Source organism: Brevundimonas sp. P7753 (assembly GCF_013386595.1).
GTDB classification, from domain to species: domain Bacteria; phylum Pseudomonadota; class Alphaproteobacteria; order Caulobacterales; family Caulobacteraceae; genus Brevundimonas; species Brevundimonas bullata.
In genome coordinates, this window is sequence record NZ_JACARP010000111.1 from 13,363 (window position 1) to 38,241 (window position 24,879).

Sequence of the window (24,879 nt, forward strand, 5' to 3'; positions counted from 1 at the left end):
ATGGATCAGACGTCGGAGCGCGGGTCGATCAACTTGTGCGCGTGCAGGATGAAGTAGCGCATGTGGGCGTTGTCGACCGTGGCCTGGGCGCGGGCCTTCCAGGCCTGCTTGGCTTCGTCATAGCTGCCGAAGGCGCCGACGAACTCGACCTGGGTCAGATCGCGAAAGACCGGCTCGGCCGGGTGGCGCATCTCGCCGCCGATGACGAGGTGAAGCAGTTGCGGATCGTGGGCGTCAGCCATGGAGAGGGGGTCCATTGCGAGAGGGAGGTTCAGATGGCGAGCGGGATAGGCGCTGTGCGCCTCACGATCAACGGGTGAAGGGCCGGAGCGGCGCAGATCAGGCTGGTTTGTCGCGGATCGCGACGATTAAAGCACCATGGGCGCCCCATATGGTCGCTGACCCTGGCCCCGGCCTCCTCGGCGATCAGGGCGCCGGCGCAGACGTCCCAGTCCCATTTGGGGCTGATGGCGATGGCCGCGTCAAAGGCCCCGGCGGCGACCAGGGCCATGCGATAGGCCAGGGCGTTGCGCTTGGTGAAGCGCATCTCCGGCCAGGGCTCGGCCCATTCGCGCGCCTCCATCAGCCGGGCGTCGGCCAGAAGCTCGGCGTCCTCCAGGGTGTCGGTGTCCGAGGCGCTGATCGGGCGACCCTGCAACCGGGCGCCGCCGCCCAGCGTGGCCTCGAACATCTCGCCCAGCATGGGGGCGTGGATGACGGCGGCGACGGGGCGGCCATCCTCGACCACGGCGATGGGCACGCACCACCACGGCTTGTTCTTTATATAGGCGACGGTGCCGTCGATCGGATCGACCACGAAGATGCGCTTCTTCGACAGACGGTCGGCGTTGTCGGCCGTCTCCTCCGACAGCCAGCCATAGTCGGGCCGCGCCGTCAGCAGGGTGTCCCGCAGCAGTTGATCCACCGCCAGATCGGCGCTGGTGACGGGCGAGCCGCCCTCCTTGGACCAGACCTTCAGCCCCGCCTCGCGATGCTCCAGCGCCAGCTTGCCCGCCGCCAGGGCGGCGTCGCGGATCAGGTCGAGGTCGGAAGCGAGATCAGTCATTTGCCGGCGATAGCCACCGCGTCGAACATCAGGGAGGGGCTGTTGAAGGAACCCCGGAACTCCAGATCCGACCCGCGCACCAGTCGGGCGTAGAGGTCGATCAAATTGCCCGCCACGGTCACTTCGCTGACCGGATAGGCGATCTCCCCGTCCTCGAACCAGAAGCCTGAGACCCCCGCCGACCAGTCGCCGTTATTGGCGTTCAGCGAAGGGCCGAACATTGAGGTGATCAGCAGGCCCGACCCGGCCTCGGCCATCAGGCCCGCCTTATCGCGCTCGCCCGGCGCCAGATGCAGGTTGTGGGTCGAGACGCCGGACGGCCCGGCCAGACCGCGTGAGGCGTGGCCGGTCGAGGCCATCCCCAGCTGGGCGGCGGCGGCGCTGTTCAGCAGCCAGGTGGTGATGACGCCGTCCTCGACGATGTTGCGGCGTTCGACCGCCACGCCCTCGTCATCGAACGGGGTCGAGCCCAGGCCGCGCAGGCGGAACGGATCGTCGATCATGTCCACGCCCGCGGGCAGGACCCGCTGGCCCAGCTTGTCCTTCAGGAAGGAGCTGCCGCGCGCGATGGCCGGGCCGGAAATGGCGCCCAGCAGAGGCGACAGCACCTGGGTGGCGATGCGGTTCTCGAAGATGACCGGGGCGGTGGTCGAGGCGATCTTGCGCGGGCCGACGCGGGCTGCGGCGCGCTCGCCGGCTTTCAGGCCGATCTCGGCGGCGCCCGGCAGGTCGGACAGATAGCGGGTGGCCCGGCTCTCGCCGCCGCGCTCCATGGCCCCGTCCTTTTCAGCGATGACGCCGACGCCCAGCGAGAAGGCGCTGCCCTTATGGCGACCGTCAAAACCGTGAGATGTGACCAGCCGCCATTCGCTGGCCGACCAGGAAGCGTGCCCGCCCTCCGACCGGGCCACGCCCTCGACCGACAGGGCGGCGGCCTCGGCCTCGGCGGCGGCGGTTTCCAGCGCCTCGGCGGTGCGCTCGGACGGGTCGAACAGGTCGAGGTCGGCGTGCGGGCCCTTCGCCAGCCGGTCCCGCGGCGCCAGACCGGCATAGGGGTCTTCGGGCGCCAGCCGGGCCATGGCCACGGCGCGCTCCACCAGACGGGCGCGGGTGGCGTCGGACAGGTCCGAGGCGGACACCGTCGCCTGACGTCGCCCGACAAAGACACGCAGCCCCAGGTCGCGGGCCTCCTCGCGCTCGACCTCTTCCAGCTCGGCGTTGCGCACGCCGACGGACAGGGAGGCGCGGTGGGCGGAGACCGCCTCTGCGGCGTCGGCGCCGGCCTTCAGCGCGGCGGCGACCAGATCATGGAGGATGTCGGGGGAAGGCGTCTTATCGGACATGCCCCGATATGGCGGACCCGACCCGGCATCGCAACAAGAAGGCTTAGATCACCGACCAGGCGATCAGGCTGACCGAGGCCACCAGCAGGGCCAGCCAGGTCAGAACCATGCCCGTCACTCGGCCCAGCGACGGCCCCTGCTGGAACAGCAGACCCAGGGCGTGGATGACCCGGCCCGCGAACAGCACGCCGCCGACGCCGTGGATCAGCAGGGGCGGCGCGCCGACGAATGCCAGCAGGATCAGGCCGCAGATGCCCGCCGGGATGTATTCCGCCGCGTTGCCAAAGGCGCGAACGGCGGGCGTCATCTCGGGATTTCCGCCGTCCCCGAACTCGATCAGATGCCGACGCCGATGGCTGACCACCACGCTGGACAGGACCAGCAGCAGCAGGATCAGCAGCCCGCCCCACAGGGTCGCGGCCTGAATCGAAGGGACCATGCTCACTTCTCCCGTCCGACCGGATAGAGGCGGAAGCGCTGATCATAGAAGGGCGTGCGCTCATAGAACCAGGCCAGACGGGCGTCGCCGTCGGCGGCGAAGGCGGGCTCGGCCGCCAGCTTGGCCTCGAACTCGGCCTTCAGGGCCGGATCGGCGGCCAGCATCTTCTCGGCCAGGGGGGCGATGGCGTAGGCCTCGATATATTCGACGCGGTTCAGCACCTCGGGGAACATGCCCCAGGCGAAGAAGCTCTCGCTCGACTGCGGCTCCAGCAGCAGGATGGCGACGTCGCCCATCGGCTGATCGGTCGGCACGCGCACCGAACCGACGGGGAAGGTCCAGTCCTGGGCCTCGGCGCGAACCTCGCTGACCGTGATCGGCACATGGCCTTCATTGGTGCGGCCCGACACCTTGGGATCGACCAGACGCAGCATGTCGACGGCCACCGTGCGCGGCGCGTCCAGGGTCTCCATCTGCACGCCGTGCATCTTCAATCGCTCGATCAGGTCGGCGCGATAGGACGGCACCCAGTAGGCGGTCGGGCGCTTCAGCGTCAGCGTCGGGCTCGAACCGAAGTAGGGCACCTGCCACAGCTCCGGGTCCGGCTGGCCCAGCCAGCGCAGTTCGGGACGGCCCGAGGCGGCGCTGTCATAGGTGTCATAAAGGATGCCCTTGAACGGGCGCATCCGCGTCGGCTGCTCATCGCCCTTGAAGTTGGCGGGCAGTTCGGCGGGGCGCAGGGCGCGGTCGGCGCTGATGGCGGCGCGCAGGGCCTGGGATTTCTCGGCCAGAACCTTCAGGGCTTCTTCCAGGAAGACATAGGTGCCCAGCACCCGCTGCTCATGCGGCTTCAGGCTGTGATTCTCGATCAGGATGGTCGGGACGTGGGCCGCCGAGCCCCAGCCGTTGGAATAGCGCTCGCCCAGACCGCCGTCGTTCATCCCCTTCTTGGGGGCGCGGTCGTCGATGGCGAAGACCAGTTCGCCGGGGATGTGGCCTTGCGCCTCCAGGGCGGCGTTCATCTCGGGCTTGAAGGCCTCGTCCAGCCACCTGGCGATGGCCGGGCTGCGGCTCCAGACCCCGTCCTCGCCGTTGTAGCCATAGGTGACGTCGTATTGATAATCGATACCGTCGGTGACGTGGATGTCGACGTAGAGGTCGGGCTGATACTTGTGGATCAGGCCCATGACGGCCTGCATCTCGGCCTGATCCAGCTTCATGAAGTCGCGGTTCAGGTTCTGGTTGGTCGCCGTGTGACGCCAGCCCTGGTTGCGCGGCCCGCGCTGGTTGGGCCGCGAATAGGGGCCGGTGCGCTCATGCCCGTCCACGCTCAAGATCGGGATCAGGATCAGGTTGGCCCGGTCCAGCAGGCCGTCCTTGCCGTAAAACGCCATGTCGCGCAGCAGCATCATGCCCGCGTCCTTGCCGTCGATTTCGCCCGGATGGATGCCGGCCTGGGCCAGCAGCATGGGCTTGGACGGGTCCAGCGTCGCCCCATCCTTGGACGCGATCACCGCATAGAGGGGACGGCCCTCCGGCGAGACGCCGAACTGTTCGATACGGATCAGGTCGCTGGCCGCGTCCAGCCGGTCGAACCAGGCGCGCGTGTCGGCATAGGAGGGCGAGAAGTCATGCGCCGCGTCCGCCTCGAAGGCCGTGACCCAGGGATCGGACGCATCGCGCAGCAGGGCCTTGGACGCCCCGTCCCACGCGGGCGCGGGCGGCAGGAAGGCCTGATCCCACGGCGCGACGTTCTGAATGGAAGCGGGCGGGGTCTGGGACATGGCGGGACTCGCAAGCGTCAGCAGCAGGGCGGCGGCCAGGAGGCGATGCGACATGAGGGCTCCAGAACCACGCAAAAAAACGAAGCGCGACCTTAACCCTCTTCGCCTCGATTTCCAGACCGTGTGAACCCTATGTCCAGAACCGCGCCCCGATGCGAGCCGCTATTTCCAGATCGGCGTCTTGTCGCCCGGCAAGCCCAGACGGTCCCACAGGTCGTTGACCCGCTCGACCACGGCCTCGTCCATGCGGATTTCCTCGCCCCATTCGCGCTTGGTCTCGGGCTCCCACTTGTCGGTGGCGTCCAGGCCGATCTTGGACCCCAGGCCGCTTTCGGGCGAGGCGAAGTCCAGATAGTCGATGGGGGTGTTCTCGATGACGGTGATGTCGCGGGCCGGGTCCATCTTGGTCGAGATGGCCCACATCACGTCCTTCCAGTCGCGGGCGTTGATGTCGTGGTCCACCACGATGATCCACTTGGTGTACATGAACTGCCGCAGATAGCTCCAGCAGCCCATCATCACCCGCTTGGCGTGACCCGGATAGGCCTTCTTCATCGACACTACGGCGATGCGATAGCTGCACCCCTCGGGCGGCAGCCAGAAGTCGACGATCTCGGGGAACTGCTGCCGGATCAGCGGGATGAAGACCTCGTTCAGCGCCTCGCCCAGCACGCTGGGCTCATCCGGCGGACGGCCGGTGAAGGTGGTCAGATAGATGGGATCTTTCCGCATGGTGATGGCCGTCACCTGGAAGACCGGGAACTTCTCGACCGAGTTGTAATAGCCGGTGTGGTCGCCGTAGGGGCCTTCGTCCTCGAACTCGTCCAGCAGAACATGGCCTTCCAGCACGATCTCGGCGTTGGCCGGCACCATCAGCGGCACGGTCTTGCATGGGACCAGCTCGGCCTTGGAGCCGCGCATCAGGCCGGCGAACTGATACTCCGACAGGGTGTCCGGCACCGGGGTCACAGCGGCCAGGATCGTGCCGGGGTCGGCGCCGAGCACGACGGCGCAGGGCAGGGGCTCCCGCTTGCCCGCCTTCTTGTGCCGGGCATAGTGCTGGGCTCCGCCCCGATGCGCCAGCCAGCGCATGATGGCCTTGTCCTTGCCTAGGACCTGCATCCGATAGATGCCCAGGTTGAAGTCGTCCTCGCGGTCGTCTGACGGCCCCTTGGTCACGACCAGGCCCCAGGTGATCAGGGGCGCGGGCTCGCCGGGCCAGCAGCCTTGAATGGGAAGTGACGTCAGGTCGATCTGATCGCCCTTCAGCACCACCTCCTGTACCGGGGCCTTCTTCACCGTCTTGGGCCGCATCGACATGACGGTCTTGGCCAGGGGCAGCATCTCCATGGCGTCGGAGAAGCCGCGCGGCGGCGTCGGATTGCGCAGGAAGGCCAGCAGTTCGCCGACCTCGCGCAACTCGCCCGCTGTCGTCCGCGTCTTGCCCTCCAGCGTCACGCCCATGGCGACCCGCTTCACCGTGCCGAACAGGTTGGCCAGGCAGGGGATGGGGCTGATCGAGCCGTCCGGCATGACCGGCTTCTCGAACAGGACCGCCGGGCCGCCGTTCCTCAGCAGCCGGGTCTGGATCTCGGTCATCTCCAGATGGGTGGAGACGGGTTCGGACACGCGAACCAGTTCGCCGTCGGCTTCGAGGACAGCGATGAAATCGCGCAGGGACTTGTAGGCCATGCGCTGACGCTTAGGCGGCAATCGTGCGTCTGTCACGCCGTCCAAACGTGCGGTCAATCGCCACGACGGTCAGGCCGACGATCAGAAAGAAGACCAGCAGGCCGACGAAGTTCAGCAGCACCCGCCCCAGACCCAGAGCGCCGACGTCCACGAAGGGATAGGGCCACCAGCCGCTGAGCGCGCCGTGGATCAGGGTCCAACCGCCATAGATCAGCGGAAAGATCAGCCACTTCGCCGGGTCCTTCCAGTTCAGACGACCCTTGGGCGCGAACAGCAGCCAGTCCAGAACAAAGGCGGCGGGCATGACGTAGTGCAGCAGGCTGTTGCCCAGCAGGGCCAGGCCTTGCGGGTTCCAGGTCGGGGCCAGCAGGAAGTGGTACACCACACCGACCACCACGATATACATGGCCATGGCCGCCCGCACACCCTCGCCCGCAAACCAGCGCCCGGGCCGGCTGTTCGGCGCCACGACCGGCGCCGTCAGGGCCAGGGCCACCAGAATATTGCTCAGGATGGTGAAGTAGCTGAAGAAGTTCAGCGTCAGCTCGCCCGCGCTGCTGTCGGGATTATCCGCCAGCGTCACCGCGTACTGCAAGGCCACGGCGAACCAGCCGACGCAGGCGAAGACCGCGCGATAGAGGCGGGCCATCAGTATTCAGGCCTGTCGGCCGCCAGCGCCCACACCGGTAGGTGCAGGGCGCGGGTGGCGGCGTCGATGCCTGCGGAATCCAGATGCTCGCGCCCCGCCTCGACCCGGCGCAGGGCCTCGGGCGTCAGGTGGAGGGCGGCGGCGAGATCGGCTGATGCGACGCCCCTCTGATCCCGCCAGCGCCGGATGCGGGCGCCGATCAGGGCGTCTGTCGGATCAATCCCCGGAAAGCCCAGAACCGAACCCATGACGTCCTCCGACGCTTGCGTCCTATGACGCTGTTGGATCAGGCATCCTGATCCCATTGGAAGGCCGCGTCCAGCCAGTCGCCCAGGCGGCCGTCGGCACGGGCCAAGGCGTGGATGCGCGCCATCTCCTCCGCCGACAGTTCGAAGTCGAAGATGTCGAAATTCTCGGCCGCGCGGCTCTCCTTGGCGGTGCGCGGAATGGCGATGACGCCCTGCTGGATGATCCAGCGCAGCACGACCTGACCATTCGCCTTGCCGTGGGCCTTGGCGATCTCGCCGATCACCGCGTCCTCGGCGATCTTGCCCTGAGCCAGCGGCGACCAGGCGGTGATGGACGAGCCGAGCTCGCGCGCCGTTTCGATCAGGGTCTTCTGCGACAGATAGGGGTGATACTCGACTTGATTGGTGATCAGCGGCGCCTTGGACAGAGCCGCCGCCTCGCGGAACAGGCTTGAGGGGAAGTTCGACAGGCCGATATGCCTGGTGAAGCCCTTCTCCTGGGCTTCGTTCAGGGCGCCGATGGTCTCCGCCAGCGACGGCGTCGGCTTGGGCCAGTGCAGCAGCAGCAGGTCCGGCGTCAGGCCCAGGCTGATCGCGGATTCTTCAGCTTGTCGCAGCAGAGCGTCGCGATGGAAGTGCTCGACCCAGATCTTGGTAGTGACGAAGATGTCGTCGCGCGTCGCGATCCCTTCGGCCACAGCGTCGGCGATGCCGTCGCCCACGGCCTTCTCGTTCTTGTAGATCCAGGCCGTGTCGATGTGGCGATAGCCGATGCGCAGGGCCTCGCGCACCATGCGCCGCGCGTCGTCGCCCTCCAGCTGCCAGGTGCCGAAGCCGAGAAGCGGAATCTCCACGCCAGAGGCGACGACAGTGGGCTGGTCGGAATAGGACATGGGAGGCTCCGCGAGGTCGGGGGGAGCGCTCGATATAGGAGCCGGATCAGCCTTCGCCATTGTCCAGCCAGTGGAAAATCCGGTCCCACAGCGGCTCCATCCCCTTGCGGAAGGCGCCCTCGTGGCCGATCCGCCGCGCGCCGAAGTCGGACGGCGCGTGGACGCTGATCTCGGACGGAGCCTTGGGATAGACGCTCAACAGGTCGCGCGCGCTGTTCGGCGTGGCGATAGGATCGTCGGTGAAGATCCACGACCGGATCGGCGCCGTCACCGCCTCGTAATGATGCGGTCGCAGCGTCGTCTCCAGCTCGCGCGAGAAGTATTCCCGCTTCAGGCACCAGCGCCGCCAGGTGGTGAAGACCCCGCGCGGCAGGTCGGTCCCGGCCCACAGGCCGCCGCCCTTGATATAGCCGTGCCGCATCAGGCTGAACGGCCCGAATCCCAGCCAGAAGAAGAGCTCCATCGGATTGTAGGATCGGTGATGCCCGCCCCACCAGCCGGTGCCCACCGAGACGAAGGCGTGGCGGGCGATCCGGTCCTGATTGGCCATGAAACCCAGGAAATGCCCGCCGACGCTGTGGCCGACATGGACGACGCGCAGGCCCGGCGCCGCCGCGATCAGGGCGTCCAGGGCGGCGGGCATGTCCAGCCGCCCCCAGTCGGGATAGTCCATCGCCATGGCCTTCAGGTCCTCGGGCCGCGACCCGGCTATGCCCCGGAAATCATAGGTCAGCACCGCCGCGCCCTGATCCGCCAGATGCCGGGCGAACCGCTCGTAAAAGCCTTTGGGAAACCCGGTCCCCGACGACACCAGCACGGCCACCCTCGGCTCAGCCGCCGAGATCAACCGCATCGACAACGGATAGCCGTCGGCGGCGAGGGCGGTGAAGTCGCGGGTCACGAGCTCGGTCATAGGGTCCGTCCTGATTGGAAACGAACTCTAGGCGATTGACGCGAGGTGAGGTCAAGGCTTGACGGGGGCGGACGCCCTCACCGGGCCGAGCGCCAGCAGGCCGTCGAACTTCCCGTCCTGCTGGGGCGCCAAGACAAGGCCGCGCAGCGTCGGGTCGTCGGATTCGGGAATCGGCGCGTTTCCGCATTCGTCCAGGCACATCCATGCCTCTCCGCCTTGACGCGCGAGGGACAGGGACAGGGTCTCCTCTGGCCGGATATGGGCGGCGGCGGGCAAGCCCAGCGGCGAGCCGATCCGGCGAACCTTTTCCGCGTGGACCCGGCCGACCAGAACCATCACCCGCGCCTTTGGCCGCGCCATGGCCTGTCGTCCCCAGAGAACGGCGCGGTCCATCTCCGCATAGGACTGACGGAAGCCCTCGACGCGGGGGCTGTCCGGCACGGAGGCGACCAGGGTCACATCCTCGCCCGCCTTCGCCATGGCGCGTATCCGCAGCAACAGCTCCAGCATGGCGCCGCTTCCGCGCCCGTCATGGTGGACGAAGGGGCCGTACTCGTAGGCGGCGAGGGCGGCGCGCGCCGCCGTGTCGCTGTCGGCGGCCATGAAGGCGTCCAGCGTCGGCTGCATCTGCACCGGATATTCGACCGAAACCGTCACCGGCCCCTGTTCCAGAGCGACGCAGACCAGCTCGGCAAAGGCGGCGGGCGCCTCGGTCGTGCCGTGGGTCTCGCCGACGAAGACATAGCGGACGTCGTCGCGCCACAGGACCTCGGCGCCGGCGATGGGGCGGCAGTCGGAGGCTCCGTCGAGGACGGCGACGTGCAGGCTGGCGGCCAGCAAAGCTGCGATCATGGCAATTTCCCCCGAAACTCACAGCCCGCATCAAGAACGGCGGCGGGGATCAGGGCAAGCGCCCTGTTGAGGCGCGGCCAAAGAAAAAGGGTCGCCCGGTGGGGCGACCCTTGTCCTGACGCTCTGCGAAAGAGAGGTCTTAGCTGATGTCTTCGTTCAGAAGGCCGACCTTGTAGAAGCCGTTTTCCTGAAGCTTGTTCATGACTTCCATGAACTGGTTGTACTTCACTTCCGGCTGGGCGCGGACGAAGACGCGCTCTTCGCGGCAGTCCGTCGTCACGTCCTGAGCGGCGCAGACGTCGGCCGGCAGGGTGGCGACCGAGGTTTCCTGTTCGGCGATGTAGATTTCGCCCGATTCCTGGATCGTGATGTACACGGGTTCCTTGGGCTTCTCGTCCGTCACGCTCGGCACCGCCGGCGGCAGGTCCAGCTTGATCGACACGGTGGCCAGAGGCGCGGCGACCATGAAGATGATCAGCAGAACCAGCATGATGTCGACGAACGGCGTGACGTTGATGTCCGCGTTCTGTTCGATCGTTTTGCCACCCTGGCCCGCGGGACCGGAAAGTTTAGAGCCCATACGCCGTCGTCTCCCATCACAGCCCGCGTTCTCTGGCGAGCAGCACTCAAAGGTATGGTTGGTGTCTTGGCGTCCCGCGCCGGGCTTGTAAAGCCGTCTTGCGTGACGAATTCGCGTCATCGGGCAATAAGATTGCAAAACCGGCCGCTTCGCATCTGCGAAACGACCGGATCAAACCCTTTGAGACTCTGCTCTTTGTCCTCAGCCCCGCGCCAGCTTCAGGAAGCGGTCGGCCAGGGCCGGGTCGGTCTTGAAGGCGCCGGTGAAGCGGGTGGTGATGGTGGTGACGTGGCGGTGATGCACCCCGCGCGTGGTCATGCACTGGTGCGCCGCGTCCAGCAGGACGGCCACGCCGCGCGGCTGCAGGTGCGATTCGATGGCCTCGATGATGTCGTTGGTCAGCGTCTCCTGGTTCTGCAGGCGACGGGCGAAGATCTCGACCACGCGCGCCAGCTTGGAGATGCCCACGACCTTTTCGCCCGGCAGGTAGGCGACATAGGCCTTGCCCAGGAAGGGAGCCATGTGGTGCTCGCAGTGGCTCTCGATCTCGATGTCGCGCAGGATAACCATGTCGTCATAGCCGGTCACGTCCTCGAAGGTGCGCGACAGCTCCTTGCCCGCATCGGCGTCATAACCGTCGAACCATTCGGCATAGGCGTCGACCACGCGCTTAGGCGTGTCGATCAGGCCGGGGCGCGCCGGGTTGTCGCCCGCCCAGGCGATCAGGGTGCGCACGGCCTCCAGCGCCTGTTCGCGGCTGGGGCGCACGACGGCGGTTTCATCGGTGACGAGGACGGGCTTGGCGGGCGAAGTGCTCATGAACTGATCCAGCGGGGCGGGGAGACCGCCAAGGCTACCTTTTACCAATCCGTTCGGACTGTGTATCAGGCCGCTATATGGGACACGCCGTCCGTCCCGCAAGAAAACTCGCAAAGACTGTCACCCATGCCGTTGCATATCCACGACACCCTTCGCCGTGAAAAGCGCGCTTTCGAGCCGCGCGATCCGAACCGGGTGACGCTCTATGTCTGCGGCCCCACGGTCTATGACTACGCCCATATCGGCAACGCCCGCCCGCCGGTGGTGTTCGACGTCCTGGTGCGCCTGCTGCGCCGGACCTATGGCCCGGACAAGGTCGTCTACGCCCGCAACGTCACCGACGTGGACGACAAGATCAACGCCAAGGCGGCGAAGGAAGGCGTGCCGATCGGCGAGATCACGGCGCGGTATGAGGCCGCCTATCTGGCCGACATGGGCCTGCTGAACGTCAGCCCGCCCGACATCGCCCCGCACGTCACCGACTACATCGACGCCATCACGGCCCAGATCCAGGCTATCATCGACGCCGGCAACGCCTACGCCGCCGAGGGTCATGTCCTGTTCGACGTCTCCTCCTATCCGTCCTACGGCGCGCTGTCGGGGCGCAATCTGGACGACATGATCGCCGGCGCCCGCGTCGAGGTCGCGCCCTACAAGAAGAACCCCCACGACTTCGTCCTGTGGAAGCCGTCCAAGGCGGACGAGCCGTCCTGGCCGTCGCCCTGGGGAGAGGGGCGTCCCGGCTGGCACATCGAATGCTCGGCCATGATCGAGAAGACCCTGGGTCTGCCCATCGACATCCACGGCGGCGGCATCGACCTGATCTTCCCCCACCATGAGAACGAGATCGCCCAGGGCGTATGCGCCCACGGCCACGCCCATGGCGATCAGGCGCACGACGAATACGCCCACTACTGGATGCACAACGGCTTCCTGACCGTGGACGCCGAGAAGATGTCCAAGTCGATCGGCAACGTCCTACTGCTGCATGATCTGGTCCAGGCCATGCCGGGCGAGGTCGTGCGCTGGGCCCTGCTGAGCGCCCACTATCGTCAGCCTCTGGACTGGAACCAGACCCTGCTGGAGCAGAGCCGCAAGAACCTCGACCGTCTCTACGGCGTCCTGCGCGACGCCGACGCAGCCCTGGCCGACTTCGACGAGGCCACGCTGGATGAGGCTGAGATGGAACTGGCCGAGAATGCGATGGACCCGGTGCTGGACGCGCTGGAGGACGACCTGAACACGCCCGGCGCCATCGCCCAGCTGTTCGGTCTTGGCAACGCCCTGCGGGACCTGTTGAACGACGCCGAGGCCGACATCAACGACGTCGCTATGGCCCGCTGGAGCCTGACCGAAGCCGCCGGCCTGCTCGGCGTGCTGGCCCTGACGCCGGACGAATGGTTCGAGGGCGGCGATCCTGCGCTCAAGGCCGAGGTCGAGGCCCTGCTGGAACAACGCGCCGCCGCTCGCGCCGACAAGAACTGGGGCGAAGCCGACCGCATCCGCGACCGCCTCAACGAACTGAACGTCGTCGTCATGGACGGCCCGCAAGGCGCCACCTGGCGCATGAAGGGCTGATTCTTCCCTTCTCCCCTTGAGGGAGAAGGTGGCCCGTCAGGGCCGGATGAGGGGTGTGGGCACGACTTTTGAATGTCGTGGATCAGACGTTGCGGTCTTGATCGGATGGGAGGTGCTTACACCCCTCATCCGTCAGCCCTCGGATCAAGTCCGAGGACTGCCACCTTCTCCCACAAGGGGAGAAGGGAGTCGCTACCGCGCCCGCCTGATCAGCTCGTCCGCCAGCGCGTCCGTCAGATAGCCGTCCGCCACCCGCCCGTTGGCCTGCTGCCAGCGGCGCAGGGCCGCGCGCGTGTTCGACCCGATCACGCCGTCCACGCCCTGGGTGTCGAAGCCCATGCGCGTCAGGGCCGTCTGGGCGCCGACGCGCTGTTCGCGGGTCAGCGGGCCGTCATTGGGCCAGGTCGCCGTCAGCGGCGGCTTGCCCGCCACCCCGTCGGCGATCAGGCCGATGGCCAGGGCATAGCTGACCGAGTTGTTGTAGCGCCGGATCACATAGTGGTTGGGCAGGGCCAGGAAGACCGGCCCCTTGGCCCCCTGCGGCAGCAGGATGGTCGCGCCCTCGGCGGCTTCATCGGCGTTCAGCGCGCCGCCGTTGGCCAGACGCACGCCGCGCGCCGACCACCAGGCCCAGTCATGCTTGGGCCCCTCGGCCTGGCTGTAGTCGAAGTCGGCGGGCAGGATGACCTCATACGCCCAGCCCTGACCGCGCTTCCATCCGGCCTGGGCCAGCAGATTCGCCGCCGAGGCCAGGGCGTCGGCGTCCGAGCCCCAGATGTCGACCTTGCCGTCGCCGTTCTGATCCACGCCCAGCTTCAGATAGTTGTCGGGCATGAACTGGGTCTGGCCCATGGCGCCCGCCCAACTGCCTTTCAGGCCGCTGCGGCTGCGGCGACCATCGACAACGATGTCGAGCGCATTCTTCAACTGGTCCTCGGCCCAGGCGCGGCGGCGACCGTCATAGGCCAGGGTCGCCAGCGAGCGAATGACGTCAAAATCGCCCTGAACCTGACCAAAGGCGCTTTCCTGCGCCCAGACGCCCAGCAGGATCTCGGTCGGCACGCCGAATCGCTGCGTCACCTCCCATGGCACGCGGTCCACGCGCTGACGCGCCATGGCGATTCGGGCCGGGGCGGTGGCGCTCTGGATATAGGCGCCGGCGGGGCGCGAGAACTCGGGCTGGTTGCGGTCCAGGCGGATGACGCTGGCGTTCGGCGTGACGCCGTTCAGCTCACGCGAATACTCCCACTTCCGCGCGCCGCCGAGCCGATCGAGGAAGCTTTTCTTCCAGGCCTCGAAGCTGGCCTGGTCATAGGCGTCGGCCATGTCCGTGGCGGCGGGCGGCGTCGATGGCGGGGTCGCCGGCGCAGGCTCGACGACGGCGGGCGGAACAGGCTGCGGCTGAGGCGGCGACGGAACCATGGGCGCGCAGGCCGCCACAGAACCAATCAGGACAAGACGATAGGCGATACGCATGAGCACAGGCTAACGCCCCCAAATTCCACGACCAATCACAAGCGCGCGAAGCGGAAAGGGGTTTCCGTGAAAAGGGTTAAGTCGCCGCTAACCCTTTTCGACAGTGGCCGATTAACGAACGGCGTTTTACATTTCTGCTCCCTTGGACACGGCCTGGTGGCGGAGGGGCGACGCGCCGGACGTGCATGTCCGGAGACCCTCCGTTCGACCCGGAGGCCAGGCCTCCAGCGGAATCCCGGTGCGGAATGTTGACGAAAGGCGAGGGCCTCTCTATACGCACCGCTCCGCCGCAAGGTCCTTCTCGCAAGGACCCGCGCATTTGTTTTTGACCGCCCTCACGGGCCTCCAATTCTTCGGGACGTCCGACCATGAAGGTCCGTAGCTCGCTTAAGTCGCTCAAGGGTCGCCACCGCGACTGCAAGATCGTTCGCCGCAAGGGCGTGGTCTATGTGATCAACAAGACCGACCCGCGCTTCAAAGCCAAGCAAGGCTAAAACCTGTCGGCGCCGGTTTCGGCGCTGCGGTTGCGATATTCAAAGGCTGTGGACCCTGTCCGCAGCCTTTTTCGTGTCTCGACGTCAGGCTGCTGGAACGCGGCGATTCGGCCTCTTCAGCGGTTCGGGCGATTCCTTTCTTGCCCTTTCGGCCCCCTGTCTGCTTGAGAGTGGGTTCACGGTCGCCCGTCGGCCAATTCAAGTTTCGGAGCTTTCTTCATGGCCGACGACGCCCCCGCCTTTGACGCTTCCTCGGACGTCCTGACCGCCACGGCCCAGGGCCGTCTGCGCTCGATCATCGAGCGCCTGGAGCGCCTCGAAGAGGACAAGCAGGCCGTCATGGTCGACATGAAGGAGGTCTTCGCTGAGGCCAAGGGCGAGGGCTATGACGTCAAGGTCCTGCGCAAGGTCCTGCGCCTGCGCAAACAGGACAAGGCCAAGCGTCAGGAAGAAGAAGCCATCCTCGACCTCTATCTGTCGGCCCTCGGCGAGATCTGAGGGAGGCGGGCCTGAAGCGCACCCCCTTCAAGCCCCCCAGCGACCGCCCTTCACGCTCCAGCAGCCTGAAGGGCGGCGACGCATCCAAGCTGCGCTCCAGCGGGTTCAAGAGCAGCGGCTTGAAGGGCGACAACGCCAACAAGCCTGGCGCCTCTAATCTGCGCTCAAGTAGTCCGAAGGACGGTAACGCACTCAAAAAGAAGCCGCTGTTGAGCCCTTGGGAACAGCAGCGTGAGGCCGCTAGGCGGGCGGCGCTCAACGCTCTGAAACGCGCCCGCCGCTCGGCCGAGAAGGCGGGCGTTTCGCTGTCCGAATGGGAGGGCGACTTCCTCGATTCGGTCGGCGAGCGAATCCAGACCCACGGCCGCGCCTTCGCCGACCCCGAGAAAGGCGCTCCCGGTCAGGCCTTCTCGACCATGCAGGGTCGCAAGCTCAAGGAAATCACCGCCAAGGCCAACGGCGAAGAAACCCGCCCTTGGATGCGCAAGGCGAAGAAGACGGAGGAGTGAGGAATCGCTTTCGCTGCTGCCGCCGTCATTCCGGGACGCGCAGCGAACCCGGAATCCAGACGGATGATGCTTCCCATCGCCCCTTGGCGCCGCCGGGGTGACGGCTTGTGCCGCGCTTGGCGATGACTTCTTCCAACTGCGGACATCGAATCGTCAGCGCCCATCAGTCCTCCGCTGGACAAGCCATTGGGTCCAGAACACGCTCACACCCCGTGCCCCAAAGGACAGCGGTCAGCGCCGTGACTGCAATAAAACCGCCCAAAACAACCGCGACCGCTACAGCCAGGACGCGAACAAATTTGCGAAGCTGACGCCTACTGTCGGGATCAACGGTTTCTGCGACAACATCGCCGAACTTGACCGCACCCCAGCCGAGCGCAGCTAACGCAAAGAGAACGGCGAGCAGCTGGAAAACACCTGTCATCTGCCAATGATTAGCTAGCGGATGGTCGTCCCGTATTCACAAAACTCTGCTTCCCACCCTTAGGCGAACTTCGGTTCACGCCCATGGCGGACCTCCACGGTCCCATTGGCAGAGGCCGTTGAGGCTGTATGGTCGGCCATGGCTCGCGACCCCACACCTTACTATCGCGTCTTCACCACTAGGTTTGACCGTGAGGTCAGATGGGATGAACTGGATGGTGTTCTTGGCCCTCTATCAGCGCTGGACACGAAAGCCGTGGATGCGTCCTTCGCAGAGTTCGATGCTGCGCTGACGGCTTCGTTCGAAACTCCCGCCGCTCAGGCGCCAGCCACGGGCTGGGAAGTCAGTGAACAACCTGACACGGCTATTACACTCCTGTTGGACCAGTCCGGCTCGATGCGCGGCGCCCCTATGGCGCTTGCCGCTGCGGCAATTGCGCAAGCTGTTCGGAGACTGAGGGCTGCGGGCTGTCGAGTCGAAGTCCTCGGGTTTACTACCGCTTCGTGGAGGGGTGGCAGACCGCGCAGACGATGGAAATGGCGGCTCAGACCGCGTCACCCGGGCCGACTTTGCGAACTCCTCCATGTCGTCTATCGCGACGGCGACGACGAAGGCAGCGAGATTTCCGGCGCTGCGATCAGGTCGATGCTCAGGCCGGACCTTCCCAAGGAGAACATCGACGGTGAAGCCGTTGTCTGGGCCGCAAGTCGCCTTCTGGTTAGGTCGGAGGCCGCAAAGACCCTGCTGGTTCTCTCCGATGGATCCCAGTGGACGACTCAACTCAACAGGCGAATGGCGCAATGTATCTGGACGCTCATCTGCAGTCGGTTTTGGATAGCATCCGTCGGGAGGGCCAAATCCAAATCGGGGCCGTTGGGATCGGCTACGATGTGAGCGGATGGTATCCAGAGTCGATCTCTGTCCAGTCTGTAGGTGATTTAGCTTCGAGTTTGAACGCCTTCATCGACCGACTTCTTAGCGTTACACCCGCTAGAGCTCATTGAATCCAACGACCGCTTCCCACCCTGAGCTGACATCCAGCCTGTCCGCTTCACCGCGCCCTACCTGGTCACCCACGGTCCCGCCCCGCCGGTCTTGATGTGGGCGGCCTGCTTGCGCCGGAAGCGGCCGCCGCGCTGCGGTTCGGGGTTCCCGGCGTCATTCCGGGAGGCGAAGCGAACCCGGAACCCAGGCACTTCCTTGTTCCTCCGCCCGGTGCGGTGTATGCGGCGAGGGCTGCTTTCGACCCATGGCGGACGAAAGGAGGTGCGGGTAAAGACGCAGCATGTTGGATTTTCGCCCTTCCTTCCCGTCCGATCTGCCTCGCGTCATGGAGATCTGGCGCGCGGCCGTTGACGCGACCCACGACTTCCTTGCCGCAGACGACCGCGACGCCATCGAGGCTGAGCTTCTAGGCTTTTTCCCGCAGGTATCTCTGCGCCTTGCCGTTGATGGTTCTGATACGCCGCTCGGCTTCATGTTCTTGCATGAAGGGCATCTGGAGGCGCTTTTTGTGGACCCGGATCAACATGGCAGAGGTATTGGCAAAGCCCTTGTTCATAAGGCTCTTGCCGCGCATCCAGACCTGACGGTCGATGTGAACGCGCAGAATCCGAAGGCCCTCGGTTTTTACGAACATCTAGGCTTCGAACGTATCGGGCGATCTGCTCAGGATGGTCAGGGCAGGCCTTATCCGCTCATACATCTCCGGCGCCGGGCCGATAGCTGAGAGGACCCTCCGCCCACAGCAGACGTTCGCCCTGTCCGCTTGACCGCTCGCCCTACTTGCTCATCCACGGGCGCGCCGCGCCGGTCTTGATGCGGGCGGCCTGTTCGCGCTGGAAGCGACCGCCGCGCGGCGGTTTGGGGCGGGCGTCGAGCGCTTCCTTCTTTTGGCGAAGCGCGCGTTGCAGGGGCGTTTCGCCCGGACCCTCGGCGGCGGCTGCGGCGGGGGTGTCGTCGTGAAGATCGCTCATGCCGACAGCCTAGCACGTCGAAAGGGTAGGGGTCAGTCCAGTTCCTGAACCCCGCCGCCCGAGACGGTCAGGACCTGGCCGCTGACCCAGGACGCGGCGGGCGAGCACAGGAAGAGGGCGGCGTTGGCGATGTCCTGGGTCTCGCCCAGTCGCCCCAGCGGCGTGTGCTTCAGCATGGCGGCCTCGATCTGGGGCGTCAGCACCTTGGCCAGGGCGTCGGTCTTGATCGCCCCCGGCGCGATGGCGTTGACGCGGATGCCCTTGGGGCCCAGGTCGAAGGCGACGTTGCGGGTCAGGTGATTGACCGCCGCCTTGGACGATCCATAGGACGCCATGCGGCTGTTCTTGTTCTCGCCGGCCATCGAGGAAATGTTCAGGATCGCCCCGCCGCCCGCCTGCACCATGTGGGGCGCGACCATCTGCATGAAGCGGAACATGGCGAAAACGTTGAGCTGGAACGCCCATTCGAAATCGCGCATCGGCATGTCGAAGGGCTTGGGCCCGCCGCCGCCGGCGTTGTTGGCCAGAAGGGTGATCTTGCCGAAGGCCTGAAGCGCGGCGTCGATCACGGCCTGTCGCTGGGCTTCGTCGGTGACGTTGCATTCCAGGGCAATGGCCCGGCCGCCCGCCGCCACGATGCCCTCGGCCACCGCGTGTGCGCCGTCCTTCTTTAGGTCGGTGACCACCACGGCGGCCCCGGCCTGCGCAAAGGTCTCGGCGATGCCGCGACCGATGCCGGCGGCGCCGCCGGTGACGATGGCGACGTCGCCGTCCAGCCGAAATGCGCTCTCGATAGCCATGGCGTCCTCTGTCCAGCCCAAGGGGGTTCAGAGGTAAAGCTCAGCTTGCGAGTTCAGGTTCCGCGCCTCAGCCCGCTTCCTTCAGCTGCTCTTCCAGCCCCTGTTCGCGGACCTTGCGGTACAGGGTCGAGCGGCCGATGCCGAGGCGCCGCGCGATCTCGCTCATGTGGCCGGAATAGACCTCGATGGCGTGCTGGATCAGGTCGCGTTCGATCTCTTCCAGGGTGCGCAGGTGGCCGCGCGCGTCGATGATGCGTACAGGACTGTCAGGCTGGGCCTCGCCGGTCGCTTCGCTGGCGGGAGTCTCAGCGCGGTCGTGCGAGATGACGCCGCCCGAGGTCAGCGGCATGGCCACGCCCGAGATGGCCGGGAAGTCGTGCGGCTGCAGCAACGGCGAATCCGCCAGCACCAGGGCGCGATAGATGGCGTTTTCCAGCTGGCGCACATTGCCGGGCCAGTCGAAGGCCTGCAGCAGGGCCATGGTCTCGACGGCGCAGCCGGCGACCCGCTTGCCTTCTTCGACATTGAAGCGGGCGATGAAGTGCTCCACCAGGGCCGGAATGTCCTCGCGCCGTTCGCGCAGGGCCGGCGCCTCGATCGGGAAGACGTTCAGGCGGTAGAACAGGTCCTCGCGGAAGGCGCCTTCCTTGACCTGCTGGGCCGGGTCGCGATTGGTGGCCGAGACGATGCGGACGTCGACCTTGACCGCGCGCTTGGCGCCGACCGGGTCGATCTCGCCTTCCTGCAGGGCGCGCAGCAGCTTGACCTGCATGTCCAGCGGCAGCTCGCCGATCTCGTCCAGGAACAGGGTGCCGCCGTTGGCCTCCATGAACTTGCCGAGGTGCTTGTCGGTGGCGCCGGTAAAGCTGCCCTTCTCGTGACCGAACAGGATGGATTCGACCAGATTGGCGGGCAGGGCGCCGCAGTTGACGGCCACGAAGGGCTTGCCGGCTCGGTCCGAGGCGCCGTGCAGGGCGCGGGCGATGACCTCTTTACCGACGCCGCTTTCGCCGGTGATCAGCACCGGGATGCCGGACTTGGCGGCGCGCACGCCCAGAGCCTTGACCATGCGCATCGGCGGGCTGTCGCCGACGATGTCGTCAAACGAGGTCCGGCCCGAAACGTGTTTCTTCAGACGACCGATCTCGGCCGAAAGCTGCGTCAATTGCAGGGCGTTGCGCACCCCGATCAGCAGCCGCTCCGGCCCCACCGGCTTGACGAAGAAGTCCTGGGCCCCGGCCTGCATGGCCTTGACCACGGTCTCGATGCCGCCGTTGGCCGTCAGGACGATGACCGGCACAGCCACGCCCGCCGTGCGGATTTCCGCCAGCGTCTCCAGACCCGACAGGCCCGGCATGACGAGATCCAGCAGGACCACATCGGCGCCGCCGCCCTTGGTTAGGCGGTCGATAGCCTCACCCCCGCTCTCGGCGTGGAGGACGGCATAGCCTTCGCGGTCCAGCACCGCCTGAATCAGGCGGCGCTGCGTGGGATCATCGTCGACGACCAGAACGGTCTTGGCCATGTGAAACACACCCTAAAACATCACCGTCACGGCCGTCCTCGTTGCTCGGGATCGGCTCGCTTCCAGCTGACCCATAACAGGCAGGGGGTGAAGATCGGGTTTCGGAGAACTGAGTCAGGGGTTAACGGCGACGGGGGCGGGGCAGTCCTGTTCGGGCGTGAAACGAGCCTCGCCGCGCGGGGTGGAAAGGTCGGGCCAGGCCGGGGCGACCGGCGCGGTTTGCGGGTTCTTCAGCAGTTCGCGCACGTCGTTTGAACCCGATCCGCAGAAGACGACCCGATAGTCGCCCTGATGCGTCCAGGCCCCGTCCGGCCCTTGCGCGAATAGGGCGATGCGGAAGCGGTCGGCCAGCAGCACCTCGGTCTTGCCGTCGCCGTTCAGATCGCGGGCGGTCGCCAGACATTCGGCGGCGTCCTCGCAGTCATATCGAGGATCGTCCCGCCGCACCGGCGTCACGAACCCAGGGGGCAAGGTCGCGCCTTCGGGCCAGACGCCGACGCGCGGCGTCCGGGGCGGAAGGGAGTCGTCCTTCTGCTTCAGATCATAGCGATTGTCCGTCGCCTGCGCCTGTTTGGCCCGGCGCGCGATCTCGGCGTTTGACGACTTGGCCAGATCGGCCAGGGCCGCGCGACCCGGCTTGCCGGCCTCAAAGCGCAGGAAGCCGTAATCGAACTGGGCCGCGTTGACGGCCCCCCGCTTCAGCCGCGCGACCTGATCCCCTACCGACAGGCGGGCGGGGTCCAGCAGGGGGCTGAACAGGGCCAGGATGACCGCGACGGTCAGCACCGCGGCGGCGACATTGGTCCGCTCCAGCGGCTTCATCCACGCCGTCTTCTTCCAGAAGGGCGACAGCGCCGCCCAGCCGTAACCCGCCGCGTAGATGACCCCGACTAGGGCGCAGGCCGAGGCGATGATCCGGTCGGGGGTCAGGCCATGCTGGCCTATGCGAAGGCTTAAGCCCCATATGGCGATCAGGATCAGCGGCGTCAGCAGGACGGAGGCGACCCGTACGGCGACGCGCAACACCACCGGCGGCAGATTGTCTTCTCGCCCGTCCTGGTAGGCGGTGTTGATCAGGATGATCAGGGCCGCCGCCGCTGACAGCACCAGGGCCGTGGCGCTGCCCGTCTTCCACAATCCGTCCAGCCCGGTGAAGGGCAGGGCCAGCAGGAAGCCCGCCACCAGCACCGTGATGACCAGCAGTAGACAGGACAGCAGCATCAGGGCCACAGTCCGCACGCCCCGGATCAGACCGCTGCGCACGTCGGTCAACTGCACCGCGACCGCGAAGACCAGGCAGGTGACGGGGATGGAGAACCATTCCTCGCCGATCAGGTCGGACAGGAAATCGAGGCTGATGACCCGGAACAGGGCCGCGCCCAGGAACAGCAGCAGCCAGAAGGCGCCGGTGAAGCCCAGCGACAGGGCCAACTGCACCCCCGCCTTCCACGCCGTGTCGAAATAGTCGTCGAAGTCGGCGATCCATCGTCGTGACGCGACCGCCGGAACGATCAGGTGATGGGCGATGAACAATGCGGCGGCGGCGAAGGCGATGACTGGGAAACGCAGATAGGGCGGATAGAAGCGTCCGTCCGTCGCCTGCTGCGCCACGTCGTGCCAGCCCAGCAGCATCAGCATGGCGGCGGAGATCAGCCCCCAGATCGCCAGCGCCTTGACCGACAACCGCCCGACCCCCGCCAGCAGCATGACCGGCGTAAAGCTGACGGCCAGGATCAGCGCCCCGAACAAGGGCGGATAGGTGGCGGGCCAGGTCAGGGCGTCATGCGAGGCGCCGCTGCGATACAGGGCGTAGAGCAGCAGCCCCTGAACCAGCCCGATCCCCAGACGCGCGACCGCCAGCCCCTTCGTCCCGCCTAGCGAGGCGCGTCCGGTCTGATCGTTGTACGGGTCGGTCATGGCATGGCCCCTTGCGCTTGGCGGACAGGGTGGACCGGGACGGCGAGAAGGGAAAGCGCCCACCTCATCCTTCCTTCTCCCGCAAGGGGAGAAGGGCGCTTGGCTTGCGATCGTTCTTTAGGCTGCTTGAGCATCTCTACCCGCCGCGCCCGCTTGCGCCCGCCCGTCCGCGCCCCCACAACTTGACCATGAACGCCCCCATCAAGACCCCCGACCTGACCGACGCCCCGCTGTGGGACCTGTCCGACCTCTACGCCTCGCGCGAGGATGCGCGCATCCTCGCCGACCTCGACCGCGCCAAGGCCCTGGTCGACCAGATGAACGCCTTCCAGGGCCAACTGGTCGGCCAGCGCGGCGACGCGGCGGCGCTGGGCGCGGCGCTGGATCAGACCATAGCCCTCTACGAACAGGCGGCGGACGTCATGGGCGGCTTGGGCGCCTACGCCTTCCTCGCCGCCTCGACGGCGCGCGACGATGCGGGCGCGCAGGGCTTCGAGGCCAATATCCGCGAGAAGATGACGGTCATCGCCACGCCGACCGTCTGGCTGACGCTGGAGATCAATCAGCTGGAGGAGGCCGAGATCGTTGCGGCGCTTTCCGCTCATCCGGCCGCCGCGCGCTGGTCGCCCTGGCTGCGCCGGGTGCGGGCGATGAAGCCGCATGAACTATCGTCCGAGCTTGAGACCTTCATCGCCGAGCGCGGCCCGATTCAGGCCCAGTGGCCTCGCCTGTTCGACGAAACCCTGGCCGCCCTGCGGGCTGACGCCGACGGCGAAAGCCTGACCCTGTCCGAGGCGCTCAACCGCCTCAGCGACGCCGACGCCGCCAAGCGCGCGTCCGCCGCCGAGGGCCTGTCGAAGGCCTTCGCCGACAAGGCCCAGACCATGGCCATGGTCATGAACACCGTCGCCGCCGACAAGGCGCTGGAAGACAAGTGGCGCGGCTTCAAACGCCCCGCCGACAGCCGCCATCTGGGCAACGAAGTCGACGGCGAGAGCGTCGACGCCATGGCCGAGGCCGTGGCCGAAGCCTATCCGCGCATCTCGCACCGCTATTACGCGCTCAAGGCCAAGGCCATGGGCCGGACGACGCTGAACCACTGGGACCGCAACGCCCCCATCGAGGCGACGCCGCCGCGCACCTATGACTGGAAACAGGCGCGCAAGGTGGTGTTGGCCAGCTTCAATGATCTGGGCGGTGACTTCGCGGAGCGCGCGGCCTGGTTCTTCGACCGGCCGTGGATCGACGCACGGGCGCGACCCGGCAAGCAGTCCGGCGCCTACGCCCACCCGGTGACGGCGGACCGCCATCCCTACGTCTTCCTGAACTGGATGGGCGAGCGGCGAGACCTGCTGACCCTGGCCCACGAACTGGGCCACGGGGTGCATCAGACCCTGGCGGCGGCGCAAGGCAGCTTGCTGGCCGACACGCCGCTGACCTTGGCCGAGACGGCGTCGATCTTCGCCGAGGGCCTGACCTTCGACCGCCTGCTGGCCGAGGCGACGCCCCAGGACCAGCGCGCCCTTCTGGCCGGTCGCATCGAGGACGGCCTGAACACGGTGGTGCGCCAGATCGCCTTCCACCGCTTCGAGACCCGCTTCCACCACGAACGCGCGGCGGGCGAGGTCCCGGTCGAACGCATCGGCGAAATCTGGATGCAGGAGTTGGGCGCCAGCCTCGGCCCGGCGGTTACGCTGAACCCCGGCTATGAAAACTGGTGGGCCTACGTCAGCCACTTCGTCCACTCGCCCTTCTACGTCTATACCTACGCCTTCGGCGACCTGCTGGTCGCGGCCCTGATGGAGACGCGCGCCAAGGACCCTGAGGCCTTCACGCCGCTGTATCGCGACCTGCTGTCGGGCGGCGGGGCTCATACCTATGTCGAGGCGCTGAAGCCCTTCGGCCTGAACCCGCGCGACCCGGCCTTCTGGACCATCGGCACCCGGCGCCTGGAACGCCTAGTCGATCAATTCGAGGCCCTGTCGGCCCAAGACTGAGCGAGGCAAGACGCCGCGTGGGCTTGAGCCCCACGCGGGCGTCGCTATAAGAGCCGTCGAAATCTTGACTCTTTTTCGGAAGACCTGAATGGCCGACCAGCACGCAGACCACGCCGAACACGCCTATGTGCACGGCTCGATGGAAATCTCGGAACAGGTTTCGACCTGGCATCTGTTCCTCTTCCTGGCCAAGTGGGGCTCGCTGGCCATGGCCGCGGTCCTGCTGCTGCTGACCGTCTGGTTCGCGGTAGGCGCGGGCTTCCTGGCTGGCGCGATCAGTGCTGTGGCGCTCTGTGTGGTCGGCTTCTTCGCCCTACGTTCCAAGCCCGCCCACTGACGACCGCGCCGCGCTTGCGGCGCTGCGATATTTGAAAAGCCCGCCGGACCCCGCGTTCGACGGGCTTTTC

25 protein-coding genes and 1 pseudogene are annotated in these 24,879 nt (G+C 66.6%); 8 read left to right on the top strand and 18 right to left on the bottom strand.

The window, feature by feature from the left end; genetic code table 11:
• Positions 1-5: 5 nt before the first annotated feature.
• The 13 genes from HX774_RS17225 to folE form a co-directional block, all read right to left on the bottom strand.
• Positions 6-257 carry a DUF4170 domain-containing protein gene (locus HX774_RS17225; protein ID WP_178828696.1) on the bottom strand — a complete coding sequence of 84 codons (252 nt, stop codon included), beginning with the start codon at positions 255-257 and terminating at the stop codon, positions 6-8.
• Between the two features lie 14 nt (positions 258-271).
• Entirely contained in the window at positions 272-1,066 is a 795-nt protein-coding gene (locus HX774_RS17230) for a 3'(2'),5'-bisphosphate nucleotidase CysQ (protein WP_178828697.1), read from the bottom strand.
• A complete protein-coding gene (locus HX774_RS17235) occupies positions 1,063-2,409 on the bottom strand; it encodes a TldD/PmbA family protein (RefSeq protein WP_178828698.1) in 1,347 nt (448 codons plus the stop codon). Before HX774_RS17235 ends, HX774_RS17230 begins: the two co-directional genes overlap by 4 nt.
• A 43-nt stretch (positions 2,410-2,452) precedes the next feature.
• A complete protein-coding gene (locus tag HX774_RS17240) occupies positions 2,453-2,848 on the bottom strand; it encodes an MAPEG family protein (RefSeq protein ID WP_178828699.1) in 396 nt (131 codons plus the stop codon).
• Positions 2,849-2,850: 2 nt separating this feature from the next.
• Entirely contained in the window at positions 2,851-4,686 is a 1,836-nt protein-coding gene (locus HX774_RS17245; protein WP_178828700.1) for a M14 family metallopeptidase, read from the bottom strand.
• Between the two features lie 108 nt (positions 4,687-4,794).
• A complete protein-coding gene (locus HX774_RS17250; RefSeq protein WP_178828701.1) occupies positions 4,795-6,324 on the bottom strand; it encodes a UbiD family decarboxylase in 1,530 nt (509 codons plus the stop codon).
• A 10-nt stretch (positions 6,325-6,334) separates the two neighbouring features.
• A complete protein-coding gene (locus tag HX774_RS17255; RefSeq protein ID WP_178828702.1) occupies positions 6,335-6,973 on the bottom strand; it encodes a Pr6Pr family membrane protein in 639 nt (212 codons plus the stop codon).
• Positions 6,973-7,221, bottom strand: a complete 249-nt coding sequence (locus tag HX774_RS17260) for a helix-turn-helix domain-containing protein (RefSeq protein ID WP_178828703.1) — start codon at positions 7,219-7,221, stop codon at positions 6,973-6,975. Before HX774_RS17260 ends, HX774_RS17255 begins: the two co-directional genes overlap by 1 nt.
• A 38-nt stretch (positions 7,222-7,259) precedes the next feature.
• Positions 7,260-8,114, bottom strand: a complete 855-nt coding sequence (locus HX774_RS17265) for an aldo/keto reductase (RefSeq protein ID WP_178828704.1) — start codon at positions 8,112-8,114, stop codon at positions 7,260-7,262.
• 46 nt (positions 8,115-8,160) lie between these two features.
• Positions 8,161-9,027 (bottom strand): alpha/beta fold hydrolase, encoded by an 867-nt coding sequence (locus tag HX774_RS17270; protein ID WP_178828705.1) that lies wholly within the window; start codon positions 9,025-9,027, stop codon positions 8,161-8,163.
• A 51-nt stretch (positions 9,028-9,078) separates the two neighbouring features.
• Positions 9,079-9,879: a hypothetical protein gene (locus HX774_RS17275; RefSeq protein WP_178828706.1), complete on the bottom strand. Its 801-nt coding sequence runs from the start codon at positions 9,877-9,879 to the stop codon at positions 9,079-9,081.
• Positions 9,880-10,018: 139 nt separating this feature from the next.
• The gene (locus tag HX774_RS17280) at positions 10,019-10,459 is read right to left on the bottom strand and encodes a biopolymer transporter ExbD (RefSeq protein WP_114817878.1); all 441 of its coding nucleotides are present in this window, start codon (positions 10,457-10,459) and stop codon (positions 10,019-10,021) included.
• Between the two features lie 201 nt (positions 10,460-10,660).
• The gene (gene folE, locus HX774_RS17285; protein WP_178828707.1) at positions 10,661-11,278 is read right to left on the bottom strand and encodes a GTP cyclohydrolase I FolE; all 618 of its coding nucleotides are present in this window, start codon (positions 11,276-11,278) and stop codon (positions 10,661-10,663) included.
• Between the two features lie 126 nt (positions 11,279-11,404).
• Here folE and cysS point away from each other — a divergent pair, with 126 nt between their 5' ends.
• Entirely contained in the window at positions 11,405-12,856 is a 1,452-nt protein-coding gene (gene cysS, locus HX774_RS17290) for a cysteine--tRNA ligase (RefSeq protein WP_178828708.1), read from the top strand.
• A gap of 192 nt (positions 12,857-13,048) precedes the next feature.
• Here cysS and HX774_RS17295 read toward each other — a convergent pair whose 3' ends face one another.
• A complete protein-coding gene (locus HX774_RS17295) occupies positions 13,049-14,332 on the bottom strand; it encodes a lytic murein transglycosylase (RefSeq protein WP_178828709.1) in 1,284 nt (427 codons plus the stop codon).
• 368 nt (positions 14,333-14,700) lie between these two features.
• Between HX774_RS17295 and ykgO the strand changes: the two genes are divergently transcribed.
• The 5 genes and pseudogenes from ykgO to HX774_RS17320 all read left to right on the top strand — a co-directional run bounded on the left by ykgO (position 14,701) and on the right by HX774_RS17320 (position 17,986).
• Positions 14,701-14,826 (top strand): type B 50S ribosomal protein L36, encoded by a 126-nt coding sequence (ykgO, locus tag HX774_RS17300; protein WP_006274063.1) that lies wholly within the window; start codon positions 14,701-14,703, stop codon positions 14,824-14,826.
• Positions 14,827-15,045: 219 nt separating this feature from the next.
• Complete coding sequence (locus HX774_RS17305; protein ID WP_114817882.1) at positions 15,046-15,324, top strand: DUF2312 domain-containing protein; 279 nt, start codon at positions 15,046-15,048, stop codon at positions 15,322-15,324.
• A gap of 209 nt (positions 15,325-15,533) precedes the next feature.
• Positions 15,534-15,833, top strand: a complete 300-nt coding sequence (locus tag HX774_RS17310; protein WP_370523735.1) for a hypothetical protein — start codon at positions 15,534-15,536, stop codon at positions 15,831-15,833.
• Positions 15,834-16,395: 562 nt separating this feature from the next.
• Positions 16,396-17,261, top strand: a pseudogene (locus HX774_RS20435) (hypothetical protein).
• Between the two features lie 281 nt (positions 17,262-17,542).
• Positions 17,543-17,986, top strand: a complete 444-nt coding sequence (locus tag HX774_RS17320; RefSeq protein ID WP_178828711.1) for an acetyltransferase — start codon at positions 17,543-17,545, stop codon at positions 17,984-17,986.
• A gap of 52 nt (positions 17,987-18,038) precedes the next feature.
• Here HX774_RS17320 and HX774_RS17325 read toward each other — a convergent pair whose 3' ends face one another.
• The 4 genes from HX774_RS17325 to HX774_RS17340 form a co-directional block, all read right to left on the bottom strand.
• Positions 18,039-18,233, bottom strand: coding sequence for a hypothetical protein (locus HX774_RS17325; protein WP_114818010.1), 195 nt, complete (start codon positions 18,231-18,233; stop codon positions 18,039-18,041).
• A gap of 32 nt (positions 18,234-18,265) precedes the next feature.
• Positions 18,266-19,033, bottom strand: a complete 768-nt coding sequence (gene hdhA / locus HX774_RS17330; protein WP_178828712.1) for a 7-alpha-hydroxysteroid dehydrogenase — start codon at positions 19,031-19,033, stop codon at positions 18,266-18,268.
• 67 nt (positions 19,034-19,100) lie between these two features.
• Positions 19,101-20,558 (bottom strand): sigma-54 dependent transcriptional regulator, encoded by a 1,458-nt coding sequence (locus HX774_RS17335; RefSeq protein ID WP_178828713.1) that lies wholly within the window; start codon positions 20,556-20,558, stop codon positions 19,101-19,103.
• Positions 20,559-20,672: 114 nt separating this feature from the next.
• Entirely contained in the window at positions 20,673-22,475 is a 1,803-nt protein-coding gene (locus tag HX774_RS17340; RefSeq protein WP_178828714.1) for a DUF4153 domain-containing protein, read from the bottom strand.
• A 188-nt stretch (positions 22,476-22,663) separates the two neighbouring features.
• On the opposite strand from HX774_RS17340, the gene HX774_RS17345 reads away from it, so the two are divergent.
• Both HX774_RS17345 and HX774_RS17350 read left to right on the top strand, forming a co-directional pair.
• Positions 22,664-24,472, top strand: a complete 1,809-nt coding sequence (locus HX774_RS17345) for a M3 family oligoendopeptidase (RefSeq protein WP_178828715.1) — start codon at positions 22,664-22,666, stop codon at positions 24,470-24,472.
• An 88-nt stretch (positions 24,473-24,560) separates the two neighbouring features.
• Positions 24,561-24,809, top strand: coding sequence for an aa3-type cytochrome c oxidase subunit IV (locus HX774_RS17350; protein ID WP_114818006.1), 249 nt, complete (start codon positions 24,561-24,563; stop codon positions 24,807-24,809).
• Positions 24,810-24,879 lie beyond the last annotated feature (70 nt).

What these genes read in the sequence shown, in the direction of transcription:
- folE (WP_178828707.1), bottom strand. Translation starts at nt 11,278, where the DNA reads ATGAGCACTTCGCCCGCCAAGCCCGTCCTCGTCACCGATGAAACCGCC.
- HX774_RS17325 (WP_114818010.1), bottom strand. Translation starts at nt 18,233, where the DNA reads ATGAGCGATCTTCACGACGACACCCCCGCCGCAGCCGCCGCCGAGGGT.
- HX774_RS17350 (WP_114818006.1), top strand. Translation starts at nt 24,561, where the DNA reads ATGGCCGACCAGCACGCAGACCACGCCGAACACGCCTATGTGCACGGC.
- HX774_RS17295 (WP_178828709.1), bottom strand. Translation starts at nt 14,332, where the DNA reads ATGCGTATCGCCTATCGTCTTGTCCTGATTGGTTCTGTGGCGGCCTGC.
- HX774_RS17340 (WP_178828714.1), bottom strand. Translation starts at nt 22,475, where the DNA reads ATGACCGACCCGTACAACGATCAGACCGGACGCGCCTCGCTAGGCGGG.
- HX774_RS17235 (WP_178828698.1), bottom strand. Translation starts at nt 2,409, where the DNA reads ATGTCCGATAAGACGCCTTCCCCCGACATCCTCCATGATCTGGTCGCC.
- HX774_RS17320 (WP_178828711.1), top strand. Translation starts at nt 17,543, where the DNA reads ATGTTGGATTTTCGCCCTTCCTTCCCGTCCGATCTGCCTCGCGTCATG.
- cysS (WP_178828708.1), top strand. Translation starts at nt 11,405, where the DNA reads ATGCCGTTGCATATCCACGACACCCTTCGCCGTGAAAAGCGCGCTTTC.
- HX774_RS17240 (WP_178828699.1), bottom strand. Translation starts at nt 2,848, where the DNA reads ATGGTCCCTTCGATTCAGGCCGCGACCCTGTGGGGCGGGCTGCTGATC.
- HX774_RS17260 (WP_178828703.1), bottom strand. Translation starts at nt 7,221, where the DNA reads ATGGGTTCGGTTCTGGGCTTTCCGGGGATTGATCCGACAGACGCCCTG.
- HX774_RS17280 (WP_114817878.1), bottom strand. Translation starts at nt 10,459, where the DNA reads ATGGGCTCTAAACTTTCCGGTCCCGCGGGCCAGGGTGGCAAAACGATC.
- ykgO (WP_006274063.1), top strand. Translation starts at nt 14,701, where the DNA reads ATGAAGGTCCGTAGCTCGCTTAAGTCGCTCAAGGGTCGCCACCGCGAC.
- HX774_RS17305 (WP_114817882.1), top strand. Translation starts at nt 15,046, where the DNA reads ATGGCCGACGACGCCCCCGCCTTTGACGCTTCCTCGGACGTCCTGACC.
- HX774_RS17335 (WP_178828713.1), bottom strand. Translation starts at nt 20,558, where the DNA reads ATGGCCAAGACCGTTCTGGTCGTCGACGATGATCCCACGCAGCGCCGC.
- hdhA (WP_178828712.1), bottom strand. Translation starts at nt 19,033, where the DNA reads ATGGCTATCGAGAGCGCATTTCGGCTGGACGGCGACGTCGCCATCGTC.
- HX774_RS17345 (WP_178828715.1), top strand. Translation starts at nt 22,664, where the DNA reads ATGAACGCCCCCATCAAGACCCCCGACCTGACCGACGCCCCGCTGTGG.
- HX774_RS17255 (WP_178828702.1), bottom strand. Translation starts at nt 6,973, where the DNA reads ATGGCCCGCCTCTATCGCGCGGTCTTCGCCTGCGTCGGCTGGTTCGCC.
- HX774_RS17225 (WP_178828696.1), bottom strand. Translation starts at nt 257, where the DNA reads ATGGACCCCCTCTCCATGGCTGACGCCCACGATCCGCAACTGCTTCAC.
- HX774_RS17245 (WP_178828700.1), bottom strand. Translation starts at nt 4,686, where the DNA reads ATGTCGCATCGCCTCCTGGCCGCCGCCCTGCTGCTGACGCTTGCGAGT.
- HX774_RS17265 (WP_178828704.1), bottom strand. Translation starts at nt 8,114, where the DNA reads ATGTCCTATTCCGACCAGCCCACTGTCGTCGCCTCTGGCGTGGAGATT.
- HX774_RS17250 (WP_178828701.1), bottom strand. Translation starts at nt 6,324, where the DNA reads ATGGCCTACAAGTCCCTGCGCGATTTCATCGCTGTCCTCGAAGCCGAC.
- HX774_RS17270 (WP_178828705.1), bottom strand. Translation starts at nt 9,027, where the DNA reads ATGACCGAGCTCGTGACCCGCGACTTCACCGCCCTCGCCGCCGACGGC.
- HX774_RS17275 (WP_178828706.1), bottom strand. Translation starts at nt 9,879, where the DNA reads ATGATCGCAGCTTTGCTGGCCGCCAGCCTGCACGTCGCCGTCCTCGAC.
- HX774_RS17230 (WP_178828697.1), bottom strand. Translation starts at nt 1,066, where the DNA reads ATGACTGATCTCGCTTCCGACCTCGACCTGATCCGCGACGCCGCCCTG.